Source organism: Streptomyces sp. NPDC029169, assembly GCF_055563935.1.
The window spans coordinates 447,359-463,850 of record NZ_JBVHXA010000001.1; the positions used below are offsets into that span (position 1 = coordinate 447,359).

Genomic DNA, 16,492 nt, shown 5'->3' on the forward strand with positions numbered 1-16,492 from the left:
CGCAGCCACGGCGCGCCGTCCGGTCCGTAGCACGCCCTCGTTACGCGGCGTCCCGCACCGAGCCCGTGAACTCCGGGCCGGGGTGCGGCTCCCAGTCGGCGTCGTAGGTGATCAGGCGTACCCGCAGGGACTCCGCCGGCTCGCTCACCGTGTCCGCGACGGTCGGCACGGTCACCTCGACGCTCGTCCGGCCGGCCGGCACGGTGCCCCCGAGATACGGCTCCCAGCCGATCCGGGAGAGCGGCCGGGGCGGTTCCGGGATCTCGCCGAAGCGCTCCTCCAGCCAGCTCCGTTCGACATCGGTGGTGGAGAGCTCCGCACCGTCGGCGACCGGCAGGAGGGCGAGACCGGCGTCGACGTCGGCATCGGCGACCGCGGACAGGGTCAGCCGCCAGGCCAGGGGGCTGCCCTCGGTGACGTCGTCCGCGACCGGCGTCACCGTGACCGTGGGCATCGCGTCGTCGTTCCGGGCGGTCACCCCGCCATGGTGGGAGCCGACGGCAACGCCGCTCACCGCCTTCACGAACACCTCCTGGGAGATGTCGTAGCCGTAGCGGGTGTTGCCCCGCACCACGACCGGCACGTCGATGCTCCGGCTGCCGGGACGGACCGTCACGATCCGGGACGTGACCACGTCCGAGCCCGGTTCGGCGACGAACACGCGAACCTGGCCGCTGCCCCGGCCGGAGACGCGGACCGGAACACGGTAGGTCCGCTCGCCGGAGTCCCCCTCGTCGACGGTGAGCCGGCCGATGTCGACGCGCGGCATCGCCGCCGGGCGCACCGCCGGTGTGCCGGCTCGCCAGCCCCAGGTGTCCATCAGCCAGGCCTGGCCGGAGCCGCCCCGGGGCGTCAGTTCGAGGGTCGTGATGCGCTTCAGGTCGAGGCCGGACCGGGTGGCGGCGGCCAGCGGGACGCGGACCTCGCGGCCCCAGTAGGAGGCGGTCCGCTCACTGCCCGGCAGTCCGTCGACCCGCGCCCGGCCGAGCTGCGCGCGGCGGCCCGAGCTGTCGACGAGGGCGATGTCCAGCGTCGTGCCGGTGGTGTTGGGCGGCACGATCACCCTCGCCGCCAGGGCCGCGCTCCCCACGAGGGAGACGGGACGCGGGGAGCGCACCGTCACCGTCGGACCCGTGCCCGTCGTACCTGTACCCGTACCCGACCACCGCATCGCGACGGCGTCGCGGCCCGGCTCCGGCGAGGTCTCCCAGAAGGCGAAGTGCGGCGACTGACCGCCCGCGTCGGGCGGCAGGCAGGCGCGCGCCGGGTCGGGGGCGACCTGCGCGCACACCCGGCCGCCGGTCACGGCGACCGAGGGCTCCGGCCGGAACGCCGGGGTCCGGTGCGCGCCGACGGCGTGGGTGAGGACGCGCGCGGGGCCGGCCGAGGGCGCCCGGCGACCGGTGCCGTCGAGGAGCGGACGTACCCGGTCGTCGCCGCCGACGAACAGCCGGGCCGCCACCGCGATGTACGTGGCGCCCGCGGTCTGCTGCTGCGCGGCGGTGAGCCGGATGCCGTTGCCCGGCGAGCACACCGGATCCGGCCCGTCCTCCGTGGAGAAGTCGTCTATGGCCGGTGCCTGCGCCTGCCCCGGAGTCCACTCACTGTTGAAGAAGTTGTGGTTGGCGCCGACCATGTACACCGAGCTCTGGAGCGCGGTGCCGCGGCCGACCCCGCGCGTGCCGTCGACGTAGATCTGACCCTGCAGGTCGGACACGTCGCCGTCGCAGCCGGGCAGGAGGGTCACGGAGGGCACGTCCGGGGCTGGGTTCTGCCCGAAGATGGTGGGCCCTATCAGGACGTTGCCGCGAATGTTCCAGCGCACCGGGCCCCGGTAGCCGTCCTGGTCGGCGGGGGGCCGCTGGAGGCTGTCGAGCGCGGCGCGGTTGACGCCCTCGCCGCCCCGGGAGTGGCCGACCAGCAGGACGCGGGACAGGTCGGCGGAGGCGGCGGTGCGTACGGCGGCGGGCGCGCCCGCCCGGTTCACGGACCAGTCCGCCCAGCGGGCCAGGTGCTGCCGCACCAGGGACGAGCGGGCCTGTGCGCCGCCGTCTTCCGCGCGGTGGTCCTGCCCGTTGATGCCGTTCGCGGAGATCGACACCGTCACGTAGCCCTGCGAGGCCAGGAGCCGCTGGGCGAGCAGATAGCCCTGGTGGCTCGGCACCGGTCGGGTGCCGGGCCTGCAGGGCCAGGCTCCGTTCAGCTCCTCCTCGGGGCCGTAGCACGTGTCGTGACGGCCGTGCAGGAACAGCGCGAGCGGCCGCTTCCCCGGTGCGCCTGCCGGCCCGACCACCACAGCCCGCATCTCCACCGGTTCCGGGAATCCGGGCAACCGGATGGATTTCAGGTCGTATTCACCACTCACGGTGCGATAGCCGCCGGGCACTCCGGGATCGATCCCGTTCGCCGGGACGGGTGCCTCCTGTCGCTCCGACGGAGCTAGGGGCCGGGCCCGGACGGTCGGGTCGGGGGCGTCGGCGTCCAATCGGCGGCCGCCGGCCAGCACCCTCAAGTCCGATGCGGAGCCGAGCCGTACGCCGTCGGCCCTCAGCCGGTACGAGCGTCCGTCCGCAGCGGCCACGGGGCGGCCGAGCAGCCGGTTCCCGGCGTAGAACTCGACGCGGGCGTCGCCCATGGGCACGGGGTCGGGGGACGTCCAGACGAGTTCCCGGCCGGCGCCGGTGCCGGTGAGGCGCCACCCCTCTGGTAGTTGCTCGCCGTTGCCCTCGTTCCCCGCCCGTGCCGGGGAGCCCGAGGACGGTTCGGCGTACGCCGGTCCGGGCGACGCCGCGGCCAGCGCGAGTAACGCCACGGCCGCGGTCACCGCGCGTGTGACACGTATCAAAGCGGTCTTCCTCACGATCGGTCTCGTTCGCGGCACCTCGGGGTCCCCGGGTGCCCCTCTCGTGACCGGAGGACGGCAACCGACCGCCGCGGGTTGCCTCATGGGGCGGGACGACATCGGCGCGCGTGGAGAGATCGCGGGGATTTCCCGCACGGGGGTAGGCCCGCACAGCCCTCTTGTTATACGTTCCGTCTAACAGCTTGCTAGACGCTGCGTCTAACAAGCGTGCGAGGTCTCGATCCGACGTCTCGATCCAAGGAGCCGCACATGGCGAGCAGCACCGTCCCACCGGAGAGCGAGGACCGGCACGCCGAGCAGGAGGTCGCCCGGCGGCTGCTCGACTCGGCCGCCAGGCTGTCGTACGACCCGGCCACCGAGGTGGACTGGGACACCCCGCTGGACAAGGACTTCCACGGCGCGAGCCCCGAGTGGAGCACGCTCTACGGCACCGCGTACTGGAGCGAGTTGACGGACGCTCAGCAGAAGGAGCTGACGCGTCAGGAGGCCGCGTCGGTGGCCAGTACCGGCATCTGGTTCGAGATGATCCTCCAGCAGATGGTGCTGCGCGACATGTACGCCAAGGACCCGACCGACCCCCGGTTCCAGTGGGCGCTCACCGAGGTCGCCGACGAGTGCCGGCACTCGATCATGTTCGCCCGCGGCGCCGCGAAGCTCGGCGCCCCGGCCTACCGTCCGCACCGGATCGCGCTCGAACTGGGCCGGGCGTTCAAGACGATCGCGTTCGGCGAGGCGGCGTACGCGGCGATCCTGGTCGCCGAAGAGGTCCTCGACGTGATGCAGCGCGACTGGATGCGCGACGAGCGGGTCGTGCCGTTCGTCCGCACGATCAACAACATCCATGTCGTCGAGGAGTCGCGGCACATGAAGTTCGCCCGCGAGGAGACCCGCAGGCGGCTGCGCGGGGCGAGCAGGGCGCGCCGCCAGTTCAACGCGCTCGTGATCGCGATCGCGTCATACGTCATCGTCACCAGCATGGTGAACCGGAAGGTCTACGAGAGCGCCGGGCTCGACGTCGAGCGCGCCGTCGCCGAGGCCAGGGCGAACGAGCACCACAAGTCCCTGATGCGGTCCAGTTGCGCGGGCCTGATGGAGTTCCTGGCCTCCGCCCGGCTGCTCACCAGGCCCGCCCTGGCCTTCTACAAGCGCGCCCACCTGATCTGACCGGACTGAGTCGAGCCGACGACATGACGTACGCCATCACCCAGACCTGCTGCAGCGACGCCACCTGCGTCGCCGTCTGCCCCGTCAACTGCATCCACCCGACGCCGCAGGAGCGGGAGTTCGGCAGCACGGAGATGCTCCACATCGACCCGGCGACCTGCATCGACTGCGGCGCCTGCGCCGACGCCTGCCCGGTCGACGCGATCTTCCCGGTGGACAGCCTCTCCCCCACGCAGACCGCGTACGCGGCCGTCAACGCCGCGTACTTCGCCGACGACGAGCCCCGGACGGCCGCCCTGGGGCCGAACTTCCACTCCTGGGGCGCCCCGGCCTTCGAGCGCGACATACCGTCCGACTTCGCGCCGATCCGGGTCGCGGTCGTCGGCACCGGACCGGCCGGGATGTACGCCGCCGAGGATCTGCTGCTGCACACCAACGCCGAGGTGACCCTGGTCGACCGGCTGCCCGTGGCAGGCGGTCTCGTGCGGTACGGCGTGGCGCCGGACCACCCCGCGACCAAGAAGGTCGGCGACACCTTCGCCCGCTTCCACACCCATCCCCGGGTACGGATGCGGCTGGGCGTCGAGGTCGGCAAGGACGTCACGGCGGCGGAACTCGCCGCGCACCACGACGCCGTCGTGTACGCCGTGGGCGCGTCCACCGACCGCCGGCTCGGCATCCCGGGCGAGGAGCTGCCCGGCAGCGTCCCGGCGACCGCGTTCGTGTCCTGGTACAACGCCCACCCGGAGGTCGCCCCGGACGCGATCGGCCTGGGCGCCGCCGAGCGGGTCGTCGTGGTCGGCACCGGGAATGTCGCGCTCGACGTGGCCCGGATCCTCGTCATGGACCCGGAGACCCTGGCCGGCACCGACATCGCCGACCACGCGCTGGCGGCCCTGCGCGCCTCGCGGGTGCGCGAGGTGGTCCTGCTCGGGCGGCGGGGCCCCGAGGACGCCGCGTACACCGCCTCCGAACTCCTCGCCCTCACCCACCTGCCCGGGGTACGCCTGGTCGTCGACGACCACGACCCGCGGACCGGGGCGGCGATCGACGGCGCGGGACCGCGCGAGAAGGCCGCGCTGCTACGGGACGTGGCGCGGGAGACCGTGAACTGGTCGCGCCCGCCCTCTCCGGAGCGGCGCATCGTGCTCCGGTTCCACTCGGCGCCGGTGGCGGTGCTCGGCGAGGACGCCGTGCGGGGCGTGCGGGTGACGGAGGGTCCGGGCGAGCGGGAGATACCGGCCGGTCTCGTCCTGCGGGCGGTCGGCTACCGCGGTGTGCCGGTGCCGGGGCTGCCCTTCGACGAGACGACCGGCACCGTGCCGCACGAGCGCGGGCAGGTGGCCGGGATGCCGGGGACGTACGTCGTCGGCTGGATCAAGCGCGGCCCCTCGGGTGGCATCGGTGCCAACCGGACCTGCGCCGCCGAGACGGTCGGGACGCTCCTGGCCGACGCCGTCGCGGGCGCCCTGCCGGCTCCGTCCCGTACCTCCCAGGCGTTCCGGCGGCTGGCGCGCAGGCGCGGTGCGACGGTCGTCGACGCCCGGGGCCTGGCCGCGATCGACCGGGCCGAGCGGGCGCGCGGGCGGGCGGCCGGACGCCCACGGGTCAAGCTCGGCACCCTGGCCGAGCTGGTCGCGACGGCGAAGGGGGGCCGCCTGAGCCGGACGAGCTGAGCGGACGTCACGTAACGTCACCGCAAGGGGTCGAGCGCACGGCTACTCGAACCGCGAGGTGTCGCCGGCCCCTCGGCGTACGATCTCCGGCTCGGCCCCGGAGAAGTCGATGACGGTCGTCGGTTCCGTTCCGCAGTCACCGGAGTCGAGGACGGCGTCGACCGCGTGGTCGAGCCGCTCCTTGATCTCCCAGCCCTGGGTCATCGGTTCTTCCTCGCCGGGCAGGAGCAGGGTGCTGGAGAGCAGCGGTTCGCCGAGTTCCTCGAGGAGCGCCTGGGTCACGACGTGGTCGGGGATCCGGACGCCGACGGTCTTCTTCTTGGGGTGCAGCAGCTGCCGCGGTACTTCCTTCGTCGCCGGCAGGATGAAGGTGTACTTGCCGGGCGTCGCCGCCTTGACGGCGCGGAACACGTCGTTGTCGACGTGCACGAACTGGCCGAGCTGCGCGAAGTTCTGGCACACCAGGGTGAAGTGGTGGCGGTCGTCGAGTTCGCGGATCGAGCGGATCCGGACGATTCCGTCGCGGCTGCCGATGCGGCATCCCAGCGCGTAGCAGGAATCCGTCGGGTACGCGACGAGGGCGCCGGAGCGGATGCTGTCGGCCACGGTGCTGATGGTGCGCCGCTGAGGGTTCTCGGGGTGCACGTCGAAGTACTTCGCCATGCAGGCAGTCTAGGTTCCTCGCGGGTCCGGCCCGGGACGGCGGGCCGGTGCGGTTCCCCGCACGTTCGGGCGGCCGTCAGGCCGCGAGGCGCAACTCCTGGCGCAGGACGATCGCGTTGAGCCGGATCGTGAACGGGGCGACGTCCATGAGCTCCAGGGCGGCGGCCTTCTCCTTCTCCAGGCCGACGGTCACGTCGATGCAGAAGGCGATCGCGTACATGTGGTCCCCGGTCTCCTCGTCCTGGAGGGCGAAGAACACGTCCCGGTAGTAACCGGTCCGGTCCGGACCTTCGTCGTAGTACGAGAGTCCCGGCTCGCCCTCCTGTGCGGAGAGGCCGGTGAACGCGCGGGCGAGCTCCTGCTCGACGGTGTCCCAGAACGCGGCCTCGGCGAACTCGCCCGGCAGGGCCTGCCGTACGGCCTCCTTGAGGGAGAGCACCATGACCATGACGGGGGCGTGCTCCTGGAGTCCCCAGCCGCGGACCATCTTCACGACGGTGCTGTCGGGGATCGCGGCGGCGGCGCGGTGGATGTTCTCGAAGTCGAAGTTGACGGTGGCGGGCGCGATCGCCTCCTGGAACAGCCGGTCGATGGCCCGGGCCTGGTCGAGATGGTCCGTACCCACCTCGATGACGGTCTTGAAACTGGCGGACATGACTCCTCCTGATGCGTCGGTGTGATCAAAGAGGGGTCAGTATGCCGTCTGGCGTCGGGCCGCCACACTCTTGTCGTCTTGTCGACTTCGCCGGAGAGTACGGGGATGACGATCGTTGTACTGGTGGGCACGCTGGACACCAAGGGTCTGGAGTACGGATGGCTGCGCGAGCGGCTGCTGCGCCGCGGGGTCGAGGTCATAGTCGTCGACACGGGGGTGATCGGGACCCCGCGGATATCCGCCGACGTCCCGCGCGCCGATGTGGCGCGGGCGGCGGGCACGGAGCTGGAGCGCTTACGGAGCGAGGGGGACCGGGGCGCGGCCGTGACCGCGATGGCGCGCGGCGCCGCCGTGGTCGTCCGGCGGCTGCACGCGGAGGGCAGGCTGCACGGGGTGCTTGCGCTCGGCGGCAGCGGGGGTACGTCGATAGCGACGCGGGCGATGCGGGCGCTGCCGATCGGGGTGCCGAAGGTGATGGTCTCCTCGATGGCCTCGGGGGATGTCGCGCCCTATGTCGGCTCGGCGGACATCACGTTGATGTACAGCGTGGTCGACATCGCGGGGGTCAACCGGGTGTCGGCCCCGATACTGGCGAACGCCGTCGACGCCGTCGCCGGCATGGCGCGGGGTTTCGCGACGACGGTGTCGACACCCGCACCGGAGGGCGACAGGCCGCTGATCGCCGCGAGCATGGCGGGGGTGACGACGACCGGCGTCGACGCGGCCCGGGCGCGGCTGACCGAACTCGGTTACGAGGTGCTGGTCTTCCACGCGAGCGGGGCGGGGGGCCGGACGCTGGAGTCGCTGGCGGAGCAGCGGCTCTTCGCGGGCGTCCTGGATCTGACGCTCTGTGAGCTGGCGGACGACCTCTGCGGGGGCATCCTGACGGCCGGGCCTGACCGGCTGCTCGCGGCCGGACGCGCGGGGGTGCCGCAGGTGGTGAGTCCCGGGGCGCTTGACCTGGTGAAGTTCGGCCCCCTCGACACGGTCCCCGAGCGCGTGCTCGACCGTGACGTGCGGGTGCACAACCCGTCGATCTCGGTCGTGCGGACGACGGCCGGGGAGTGCATGGAACTCGGGGCCCGGCTCGCGGCGAAGCTCCGGTCGGCCACGGGCCCCGCGGCGGTGTGCCTTCCGCTGCGGGGCCTGTCCACACTCGGAGCGCCGGGCGGCCCGTACCACGATCCGGCCGTGGACGAGGCCCTGTTCAGCGCCGTCCGGGACGGGCTGCGCGGCAGCGCGGTCGACGTACTGGAGTTCGACACCCACCTCAACGACCCGACGTTCGGCCGAGCGGCGGCGGAGTTGCTACACCGCCTGATCAGCCAGAACGCCCGAGGGGAAGGAACCACCGCCTGAGCGACAGGACCGCCGCCCGACCGGCCGGACTGCTGCCTGGCCGAACGGACCAGCGCTTGACCGGGGGGACGACGGTCCGCCGGAGGGGGGCCGGTCGGCCGACCGGACGGATCAGCGGCCTGCCCGCCGGACCACCGGTCGGCGGGACCGGTCGGCGGTCGACCTGGCACCGCCGCCGGCCGGACCGGCCGCCGGCTGGCGGCTGGCGGGCACGGGCGACGGTGGAGCGAGCCGGGGGCCGGTGGCTCAGTGAGGGAGGGCGGACAGGCGGCGGCGGTCGAGGGGGGAGGCGCGGCGGTCGAGGCGTTCCTCGAGGAGGTGGCGGGCCGCGTCGCTCTGGCCCGCCTCCAGGAGCGCGTAGAGCAGGGTCTCCTCGACGACCTCGCGCTGCGCGGCGCTGCCGCCGACGCGCCGGAGGGCGGGCAGCAGTGCCCGCAGCCCCTCCACCGCGGTCGGCCACTGTTCCTCCAGGACGGCCTCCAGGGCGCGGCAGAGCGGCGCGATGACCTCGCGCTGGACGGCGTCGGCTCCGGCGGCGTGCGTGCGCAGCCGCCGGAGCGCGGGCAGATCGCCCGCGGCGGTGAGCGCGACCGCGCTGTGGAGGGCGGTGAACGCGGTCGCGGGCCGCTCCAGGAGGTCCCGGGCGACGGCGTCGAGGACCCCGTCGACGGGCACATTGCCGGTCCAGTTCCGGGTCATCCTGGCCCGCCACAGGAGCGAGCCGGAGTCGACCAGGGCCCGTACGCCGTTCACCTGGCGCGGCGCAAGCTGGGCGAACCAGCGGCGGCGTACCGCCTCGGAGTCGTCCAGGGCGAGTTCGTGCAGCGCCACGTGCCAGGAGAAGTGGGCCCGGTGCACGGCGCCGCGGCCCTGGCCGCCGATCCAGCCGTCGAGCCAGTCGCGCCCGGCGCGGTGGTCGCCCGACTCGTAGTGGACGTGGGCGAGGGCGTGCACGGCGTGTCCCGAGGCGGGTTCGGCCGCCAGGGCCGCCGTGGCGAGGGCGCCCGCCTCCTCGATGCGCCCCTCCTCCTGGCGGAGGAAGGCGACCAGCGAGGTGTGGAACCAGTGGCCGTCGTAGGCGGGCGCGGTGTGGTCCACGATCCGCTGGGCGAGCGTCCCGTCGAGGTCGCCGACGCCGGAGAAGGCGATCGTGGGCACCGCGATGCTGAGCGCGAAGGCGTCGCCCGGATACCGGTCGAGGTGCTCGACGAGCGCCCGGTCGCCGTCCGGCCCCGCAGCCCCCTCGTGGTCCTGGATCCGGCGCGTGACGACGTCCACGAACGAGCGCTCCCGCTCGTCCCCGCGCTCGGCCACGCTCCGCTGCGCGTCGGCGAGTTCCCGGTGTACGTCGAGGTCGGCGCCGCACTCGTGGCCGAGGAGGGCGAGCGCGGCGTGCCCGAGGGCGAAACCGGGATCGAGCGCGGTGGCCCGGGCGAACGCCTCTTCGGCCTTCGCCCGTACGGTGACGACCCGGCCGAGGCCGCTGCGGAAGGCCGCGGCCGCGGCGGCGTGGGTCGACAACGACAGCCCGAACTGGTCGGTGGGCCGGCGGCGGCCCGCCTGCGGGCCGCGGGTGAGCGGGGCCAGCACGGACTCGGCGAGCTCTCTGGCCTGCGCCCTGATCTCGGGCATCGCGGTCGTCTCCCACAGCTCGCCGCGCCGGGGCGCGCCGAGGGTGAACAGGCGCCTGCCGGTGCCGCCGCGGGCGTCGCGCAGCCGGCCCGCGTCGGTGGCGACGCCGATGCCGAGCGGTCCGGGCACCGCGAGCCCGTCGGCGAGCAGCCCGCTCCACAGCAGGTCGTCGGTGGCGTCGATGCGCAGCCCGGGCCCGGTGCAGTCGACGACCCACGCCACCGTCAGTTCCCGGCCGTCGGCGACCGCGACGGCGAGCCGGCCGTCGTCGAGCGGCCGGGCGGCGACGATCCGGCCGGCGTGGATCCGCAGGCGGCGGGCGGCGCGCGCCCGGGCGATCGTCTCCGCGGTGGTCGGCGCCATCCGGTGGCGGTGGACGTTCCACCGGGTCGCGTCGCGTTGCAGGAACTCGGCCCGCTCCTCGTCGGTGAGTCCCTGCCAGAGCGCGGCGATCACGGGGCGCAGCCCGTCGAGAGCGGGCCGCCAGTCGCCGTGGTCGCGCAGCGAGGCGGCGAAGTGCCGCCGCAGCGCGGTCCGCAGCCGGTGCAGCGGGAGGGCCGTGAGGCCCGGCGGTGGAGGTACGGGCGGCAGCGGTGCGACGGCGTGGGGCTGGGGCAGGAGACCGCTCCGGGAGAGGGCGTGCACGGTGCGGCCGGGCCGGTCGAGGACGAGTGCGAGGTCGACGGCGGTAAGCCCGGTGCCGACGAGCAGCACGTCGTCGCCCGCCCCGACCGCGTCGAGCGCGCCGGCTGCCCAGGGGTCGCCGATGAACCGCTCGGAGCAGCGCAGTTCGGCCGGTGCCCACCGCGCGGCGCCGGCGGCGGGCCCGGTGGCCAGGACGACGCTGTCGGCGGTGACCGTCCCGCCGTCGGCGAGCCGCAGCTCGAACCGCCCGTCGGCCGTGGCCGCGCAGCCGGTCGCCCGGGTCCGCAGCCGGCGTACGGCGACGGTGCCGTGGGCCGTGATGATGGCGCGGCCGAGGGTGTCGGCGAGATAGGACCCGAAGCGGTGACGGGGCGCGAAGTCCGCGGCGGTGACGGTGGATTCGCCGTGCCGGCAGAGCCAGCGCCGGAAGTGGCCGGGGTCGTCCGGGTAGCAGCTCATCCCGCCGACCGGCACGTTGAGCCGGTGCTCGGGGACCTCGGTGGCGTAGGCCGTACCGCGTCCCGCCTCGGCCGCCGGGTCGATCAGGACGAGGTCGAGCGGGATGCGCCGGCGGGCGGCCGTCTCGCACAGCTGGACGGCGACGAGCGCCCCGGCCGCGCCCGCGCCGACGACGGCCACGGTCGGCCGCGCAGGACGGGACACCGCAGACACCGCGGACACGGACACGGGCGCGGTCATGGGCATGGGCATGGGCACGACGGACCTCCGGCCAAGGCGGGTGCTGCACAACGTTGTTCACTATGTCGATGAACAATGTGCAGTGACAAGGCCGCCACGTCCTCGCGCCAGGAGCCGGATCGGTTTCGCGCCAGCCGTGAGACATTGAGGCGGTGAGGATCTCAGCGCGAACGGACTACGCGGTCAGGGCCATGGCGGAGCTGGCCTGCTCCCCGGACCGGCCGCTCAAGGCGGAGGACATCGCCGGCCGGCAGGACATCCCCGTCCGCTTTCTCTTCGTCGTCCTCAGCGAGTTGCGGCAGGCCCGGCTGGTGCGGAGCGTGCGCGGCCCGGACGGCGGGTACACCCTGGCCAGGCCGTCGGCGGAGATCACCCTCGCCGATGTGATCCGGGCGATGGACGGGCCGCTGGTGAGCGTGCGTGACCTGAAGCTGACGGGTCTGGAGTACCAGGGCGCCGCCGCGCCGATGCCGGACGTGTGGCGTGCGGTCCGCGCGAGTCTGCGCCAGGTCCTGGAGGGGACGACCCTCGCGGACCTGGCGTCGGGCACGCTGCCGGAGCTCGTGCAGGAACGGGCGCGCGAGTACACCGACGACGTACGGACGTATCCGTAACGCCGTGGACCACCGTGGCTACCGTCCGGGCAGGCCGAGTTCGCCGCCCTGGTAGAAGGCCTCGGACTCCTCGACGACGTACGGAGCCATGGTCTCGCGGCGCTGCCGTTCGGCGTCGGAGGACCGCCAGGCGTCGCACGCCTCCTTCGAGTCCCAGAGCGAGACTCCGGTGATCTCCTGGCCGTCCTCGGTCCAGTAGGCATACGCCCGGTGCAGACCGTCGGGCGCGAAATCCGGGCGCCAGGCCCGCTCGAACTCCTGGAGGGCGCCCGGCTTGATACGGCGCGTGGTGACCCAGACAAAGCGCTCCTGCATCGCAGCCTCCTCGGATACGGGATCGGTCGTGAGCGCGCTCTTCGACCACCGTAGGACCGTGGTGGCGTTTCCGCCTCCGAGGCGGTTACCGAGGGTGACCCGGCGGCTGCCAGAGCGCGGCGGTCACGGCGGTGGCGACGGCGACGGCCGTCAGGCGCGTGTAGTCGAGGGTGTCCGGGGTGTCGGTGGGCCGGTGGTAGTGCGGGTTGCGGAAGTTCGCGGTGCCGGTGAGCAGGACGGCCGGGACGCCCGCGTTCCAGAAGGCCGCGTGGTCGCTGCGGCCGAGATGGTTCACCGGCGGCACCACGAGGCCGGCGAGGGTGCCCAGCAGCCCGTCGGGACGGGGGTCGCGGAGGGTGACGACGGGCAGCGGCGGGTCCGTGAGCCCCGCCGCCCGCCGCCACAGGCCGGCCGCCGCGCCCGAGGAGCGCCGGTGGACGACGAGGGTGAAGTCGCCGCGCCGCCCGGCCGCGCGTACGGCGGCCACCGCGCCCGGGAAGAGCGCGCCGAACCCCGCCGGCATCGTCTGCGTGCCGGGCTCGGCGGCGAAGCAGCCGACGGACTCCAGGCAGAGCATGCCGGCGACCCGGTGGCCGCGGCGCAATGCGCGGGCGGCGACGCGGGCGCCGACGAAGCCCAGCTCCTCCATGTCGAAACACATCAGGCCGACGGCGGGCGGCCTCGACAGCCCGGCGAGCAGCCGGGCGACCTCCAGCAGGACGGCGACTCCGGAGGCGTTGTCGTCGGCGCCAGGGCTCCCCGCGACGGTGTCCAGGTGCGCTCCGACGAGCACCATGGGGCGGTCGTCCCCGTCCGGCGGCTCGGCAAGGAGGTTGGCTCCGGTGAGCCGCCGGTGCACGCGGAAGCGGAGCGGTGACAGGCCGGCGCCGTCGGGGTGGTCGGTGGAGCCCGCCCGCCACCGGACGTCGAAGGGCTGCCGCTCGGTCCGCCAGCCCGCCTCGGCCAGTCGGCGTGCCACATGGGTCTCGGCCCGGAGCATGGCCTCGGGCGCGTGGATCCGGCCGCGCGGGCGGTCGGCGAGGAACTCCACGTCGTACCGCAGGCGCTGCGGATGGGCCCGTCGGGTCAGTTCCCGGACGAGCGCGGGCACGTCGGGACCGGGCTCCATGGCGTCGATGGTGGCGCACCCGTCCCGTCCCCGCCCGCTCATCTCACCGGTCCCGGCCCGTTCTCGTCGCGTTCTCGTCCGTGGTGGAGGGTGTGGCGGCGCGCACGGGGCGGCCCGGGCAACCAGACTGGGGGTTCTCCCGTCCCTCTCCATACGATCACCTCCTTCGGAAGGACCCCGGCATGGCGACGCTCGATCCGATCACTCGTAGGCTCCGGCGCCTCTTCGCGGTCCTGGACACCGACGGCGACGGATATGTCACCTGGGACGACCACGTGCGGATCGTCCGGGCCTACGCGGGCGCGTACGGGCTGACGGAGGACGATTCCCGGATCCAGGCCCTGGAGCGGGCGTACTGGGCGCAGTGGCTGGGGCTGCTCGCCCAGTCGGTGCCGGGGCAGCAGCGGCTGGACCAGGACGGGTTCGTCGCGGCGCACCGCGCGGTGGGCTACGACAGCGACCGGCCCGAGCTCCTGGAGAACCTCGCGGCGGCGATCTTCCGCATCATGGACACGAAGGGTGACAAGCGTGTCAGCGGGGAGGAGTTCGCCGACTACCTCGCCGTCTGGGGCGTCTCCGGCGACGAGGGCGGGGTGGTCTTCGAACGTCTCGACCTGGACCGCGACGCCTATGTCTCCCAGCGGGAGATCGTGCGGTCGCTGCGCGCGTTCCACCTCAACAACGACGACCTGAACACGCCCGGAGGTATCTTCCTCGGCGTGTACTGACCCTCGGCGTGTACTGATCCTCGGCGTGTGCTGACCGTGCGCGGCGGGCCGGGGTGTGGTCGGATCGGCGTCATGGACGTCACAGAGGAGAGCGACGGTTCACCCGGGCCCGAGGGGCCCGGAGACCGCCGTCGTGCCGCTCGGCGGGCCGTCGCGAGCCGGACGACCGACCGGGCCGAGCTCGCTGAGTTCCTCGACATACTCGACCTGCGTCCCGAGGTCGACCACCTCTACTCCGGTACGGAGTCCGGGCGCCCCCGCCGCGGCGGCGAGGGGCGCCCGGAGAACGCCTAGAAGGTGAGGTTCCAGGCGTCGATCCTGCCGATGTCCTGGTTGGCGTTGTCGTTCACACGGAGCTTCCAGACGCCGTTCGCGACCTCGGCGGAGGCGTTGACGGTGAAGGTCTGGACGAGGTTGTCCGTGCCGCCGCCGCTCCGGTTGTGCAGGGTGTAGACGGTGCCGTCGGGGGCCACCAGGTCGACCTTCAGGTCACCGATGTAGGTGTGCTGGATGTTCACACCCACCTTGAGGGTGGCCGGGGCGTTGCCCGTCACCCCGCTGACCGTGATCGGGCTCTCGACCGTGGTGTTGTCGGAGATGGCGACGTCGGTGAGGTTCTCGAAGTACGCGCCGGGCGGCGGGGTGGAGCCGCCGACCGCCTTCAGCGCGTCGACCCGGCCCTCGCCGAAGAAGCTGTTGAGGGCCGTGGTGCCGGTGCACCGGCTGTCCGCCGGGCAGGCCAGGTCGGTGGCCTGCTCGCCCAGCTTCGTACGGATGTCCGCCGGGGTGTAGGCCGGGTTCGCGCTCGCCAGCAGCGCGGCCACGCCCGCCACGTGCGGGGAGGCCATGGAAGTGCCGCTCAGCGAGGCGTACTTGCCGCCGGGGACGGTGCTGTAGACCGACTCGCCGGGGGCCGACACCTCGATGACGCCGCGGCCGAAGTTGGAGAACGAGGCCTTGGACGAGCCGCTGGTGCCGTTCGCCGCGACCGTGACCACGCCCGGCAGCTCGGCCGGGATGTCCAGGCAGTCGTTGGTGATGGTCCGGCTCACCGGGGTGGAGTCGTTGGGCGAGGAGGTGTCGGTGGTCTTGTTCGCCAGGTCGTAGTTGGCGTTGCCGGCCGCCGCGACCTGCAGCGAGCCCTTGCCCTCCGCGTACTGCTGGGCGCGGTTCACACCCTCCAGGATCGCCGCCTGGTCCACGTTGGTCGGGCAGTTGAACTGCCACGGGTCCGTGTAGTAGCTGTTGTTGGTGACCTTGAAGCCGTGGTCACCGGCCCAGATCAGCCCGCAGATGGTGTTCTCCGCGAAGAACAGGGTGCTGCCCGGCTCGGCGATGCGGACCGAGGAGATCTTCACGCTCGGCGCGACGCCGATGGCGCCCTTGCCGTTCTTGGCGGCGGCGACCGTGCCGGCCACGTGGGTGCCGTGCTGGTCCACGTCACGCCAGGCCCCGGCCCGGGTGTCGGTCTTGCCGTACGCGCAGGAGACCGAGTCGGCGGCGTTGAAGTTCGGCGCCAGGTCCTGGTGTTGGTCGTCCACGCCGGTGTCCAGGATGCCGACCTTCACCGTGGCCGAGCCGGTGCTGACGGCCCAGGCCTGGTCGGCCTTGATCTGGGTCATGTCCGAGCGGACCGGCTCGGTGGACGGCGCGGCGGACTGCGCCGGGTTGCTCGGCAGCGCCGGGTTGTAGGCGTCGGCGGGGACGTCGGAGGTGCGGGTGGCGCCGACCTGCTGGACGCCGGTGACCGCGCGCATCGTCGAGGCGAAGCTCGCCGAGGTCGAGTGGGCGACGATGACGCCGATGGCGTCGTACGAGGCGAAGACCGAACCGCCGTTGTTCGCGACCGCCGTGCGTACGGCCGTGGTGTCACCGGGAGCGGTGATCACCAGGTAGGCCCGGGTACCGGCGGCCCAGGCCGTCGGGGCGGCGACGGACGCGGCAGACGCGGTGGCCGCGGCGGAGGCGGCGGAGCCGGCACGCGCTGCGGAGGGGGCCGGGGGCTCCGGGATGGTCGTCGGAGCAGCGTGGGCCACTCCGGCGGGGACGGCGAGCGCGACGGCCGCGCCCAGAGCGGTTGCGGCCACGGCCGGGAGTCTCAGCCGGCTGGATATGTGGGAAAACAATGCGTCCTCCGATGGCCCGGTGACGCGGGTGGCGTCGGCCGGGCCCTGTGATGTGTGGGGTGGACGCAAGATCCCAGAGGACCGTATGCGGAAGAAAGCCTTCTGTCCGACAAGCCTGTTGGCGTTACACAGTGTTGACCTGACGGAGCCTCAGCTTGGGAGGGTTTCCGCCCTGTTGGGCAGGTTCGTCACGAGGGGCGGCGCGCGGCTGCGGCGCCTGCCCC

General features: G+C 73.4%; 13 protein-coding genes. 6 read left to right on the forward strand and 7 right to left on the reverse strand.

All coding sequences use genetic code 11. The features are described 5' to 3' along the window. Positions 1–40 precede the first annotated feature (40 nt). On the reverse strand, positions 41–2,845 hold the full coding sequence (locus tag ACZ4VI_RS01810; RefSeq protein ID WP_467995671.1) for an alpha/beta hydrolase family protein: 2,805 nt from the start codon (positions 2,843–2,845) through the stop codon (positions 41–43). A gap of 267 nt (positions 2,846–3,112) precedes the next feature. Between ACZ4VI_RS01810 and ACZ4VI_RS01815 the strand changes: the two genes are divergently transcribed. Both ACZ4VI_RS01815 and ACZ4VI_RS01820 read left to right on the forward strand, forming a co-directional pair. Then, positions 3,113–4,027, forward strand: a complete 915-nt coding sequence (locus ACZ4VI_RS01815) for an AurF N-oxygenase family protein (protein WP_467995673.1) — start codon at positions 3,113–3,115, stop codon at positions 4,025–4,027. Positions 4,028–4,050: 23 nt separating this feature from the next. Next, positions 4,051–5,703 carry an FAD-dependent oxidoreductase gene (locus ACZ4VI_RS01820; protein WP_467995675.1) on the forward strand — a complete coding sequence of 551 codons (1,653 nt, stop codon included), beginning with the start codon at positions 4,051–4,053 and terminating at the stop codon, positions 5,701–5,703. A gap of 42 nt (positions 5,704–5,745) precedes the next feature. Here the strand turns inward: ACZ4VI_RS01820 and ACZ4VI_RS01825 are convergent, their stop codons facing one another. Next, positions 5,746–6,366, reverse strand: a complete 621-nt coding sequence (locus ACZ4VI_RS01825; protein ID WP_467995677.1) for an L-threonylcarbamoyladenylate synthase — start codon at positions 6,364–6,366, stop codon at positions 5,746–5,748. A 76-nt stretch (positions 6,367–6,442) separates the two neighbouring features. Beyond that, positions 6,443–7,021 carry a Type-2Aa cytolytic delta-endotoxin gene (locus tag ACZ4VI_RS01830; protein ID WP_467995678.1) on the reverse strand — a complete coding sequence of 193 codons (579 nt, stop codon included), beginning with the start codon at positions 7,019–7,021 and terminating at the stop codon, positions 6,443–6,445. Positions 7,022–7,126: 105 nt separating this feature from the next. Here ACZ4VI_RS01830 and ACZ4VI_RS01835 point away from each other — a divergent pair, with 105 nt between their 5' ends. Continuing rightward, positions 7,127–8,380, forward strand: a complete 1,254-nt coding sequence (locus tag ACZ4VI_RS01835) for a Tm-1-like ATP-binding domain-containing protein (RefSeq protein WP_467995679.1) — start codon at positions 7,127–7,129, stop codon at positions 8,378–8,380. 246 nt (positions 8,381–8,626) lie between these two features. On the opposite strand, the gene ACZ4VI_RS01840 is transcribed toward ACZ4VI_RS01835, so the two are convergent. Further along, positions 8,627–11,320: an FAD/NAD(P)-binding protein gene (locus ACZ4VI_RS01840; protein WP_467995681.1), complete on the reverse strand. Its 2,694-nt coding sequence runs from the start codon at positions 11,318–11,320 to the stop codon at positions 8,627–8,629. A gap of 188 nt (positions 11,321–11,508) precedes the next feature. Between ACZ4VI_RS01840 and ACZ4VI_RS01845 the strand changes: the two genes are divergently transcribed. Continuing rightward, complete coding sequence (locus tag ACZ4VI_RS01845; RefSeq protein WP_467995683.1) at positions 11,509–11,970, forward strand: RrF2 family transcriptional regulator; 462 nt, start codon at positions 11,509–11,511, stop codon at positions 11,968–11,970. Positions 11,971–11,988: 18 nt separating this feature from the next. On the opposite strand, the gene ACZ4VI_RS01850 is transcribed toward ACZ4VI_RS01845, so the two are convergent. Both ACZ4VI_RS01850 and ACZ4VI_RS01855 read right to left on the reverse strand, forming a co-directional pair. Next, positions 11,989–12,285 carry an antibiotic biosynthesis monooxygenase gene (locus ACZ4VI_RS01850; protein WP_467995685.1) on the reverse strand — a complete coding sequence of 99 codons (297 nt, stop codon included), beginning with the start codon at positions 12,283–12,285 and terminating at the stop codon, positions 11,989–11,991. A gap of 85 nt (positions 12,286–12,370) precedes the next feature. Beyond that, positions 12,371–13,414, reverse strand: coding sequence for a M28 family peptidase (locus tag ACZ4VI_RS01855; RefSeq protein WP_467995686.1), 1,044 nt, complete (start codon positions 13,412–13,414; stop codon positions 12,371–12,373). 182 nt (positions 13,415–13,596) lie between these two features. On the opposite strand from ACZ4VI_RS01855, the gene ACZ4VI_RS01860 reads away from it, so the two are divergent. Then, positions 13,597–14,142: an EF-hand domain-containing protein gene (locus tag ACZ4VI_RS01860; protein ID WP_467995688.1), complete on the forward strand. Its 546-nt coding sequence runs from the start codon at positions 13,597–13,599 to the stop codon at positions 14,140–14,142. Between the two features lie 72 nt (positions 14,143–14,214). Then, complete coding sequence (locus ACZ4VI_RS01865) at positions 14,215–14,436, forward strand: hypothetical protein (protein ID WP_467995690.1); 222 nt, start codon at positions 14,215–14,217, stop codon at positions 14,434–14,436. Here ACZ4VI_RS01865 and ACZ4VI_RS01870 read toward each other — a convergent pair. Then, positions 14,433–16,229: a S8 family peptidase gene (locus ACZ4VI_RS01870; protein WP_467995692.1), complete on the reverse strand. Its 1,797-nt coding sequence runs from the start codon at positions 16,227–16,229 to the stop codon at positions 14,433–14,435. The two genes, ACZ4VI_RS01865 and ACZ4VI_RS01870, sit on opposite strands and share 4 nt — an antisense overlap. Positions 16,230–16,492 lie beyond the last annotated feature (263 nt).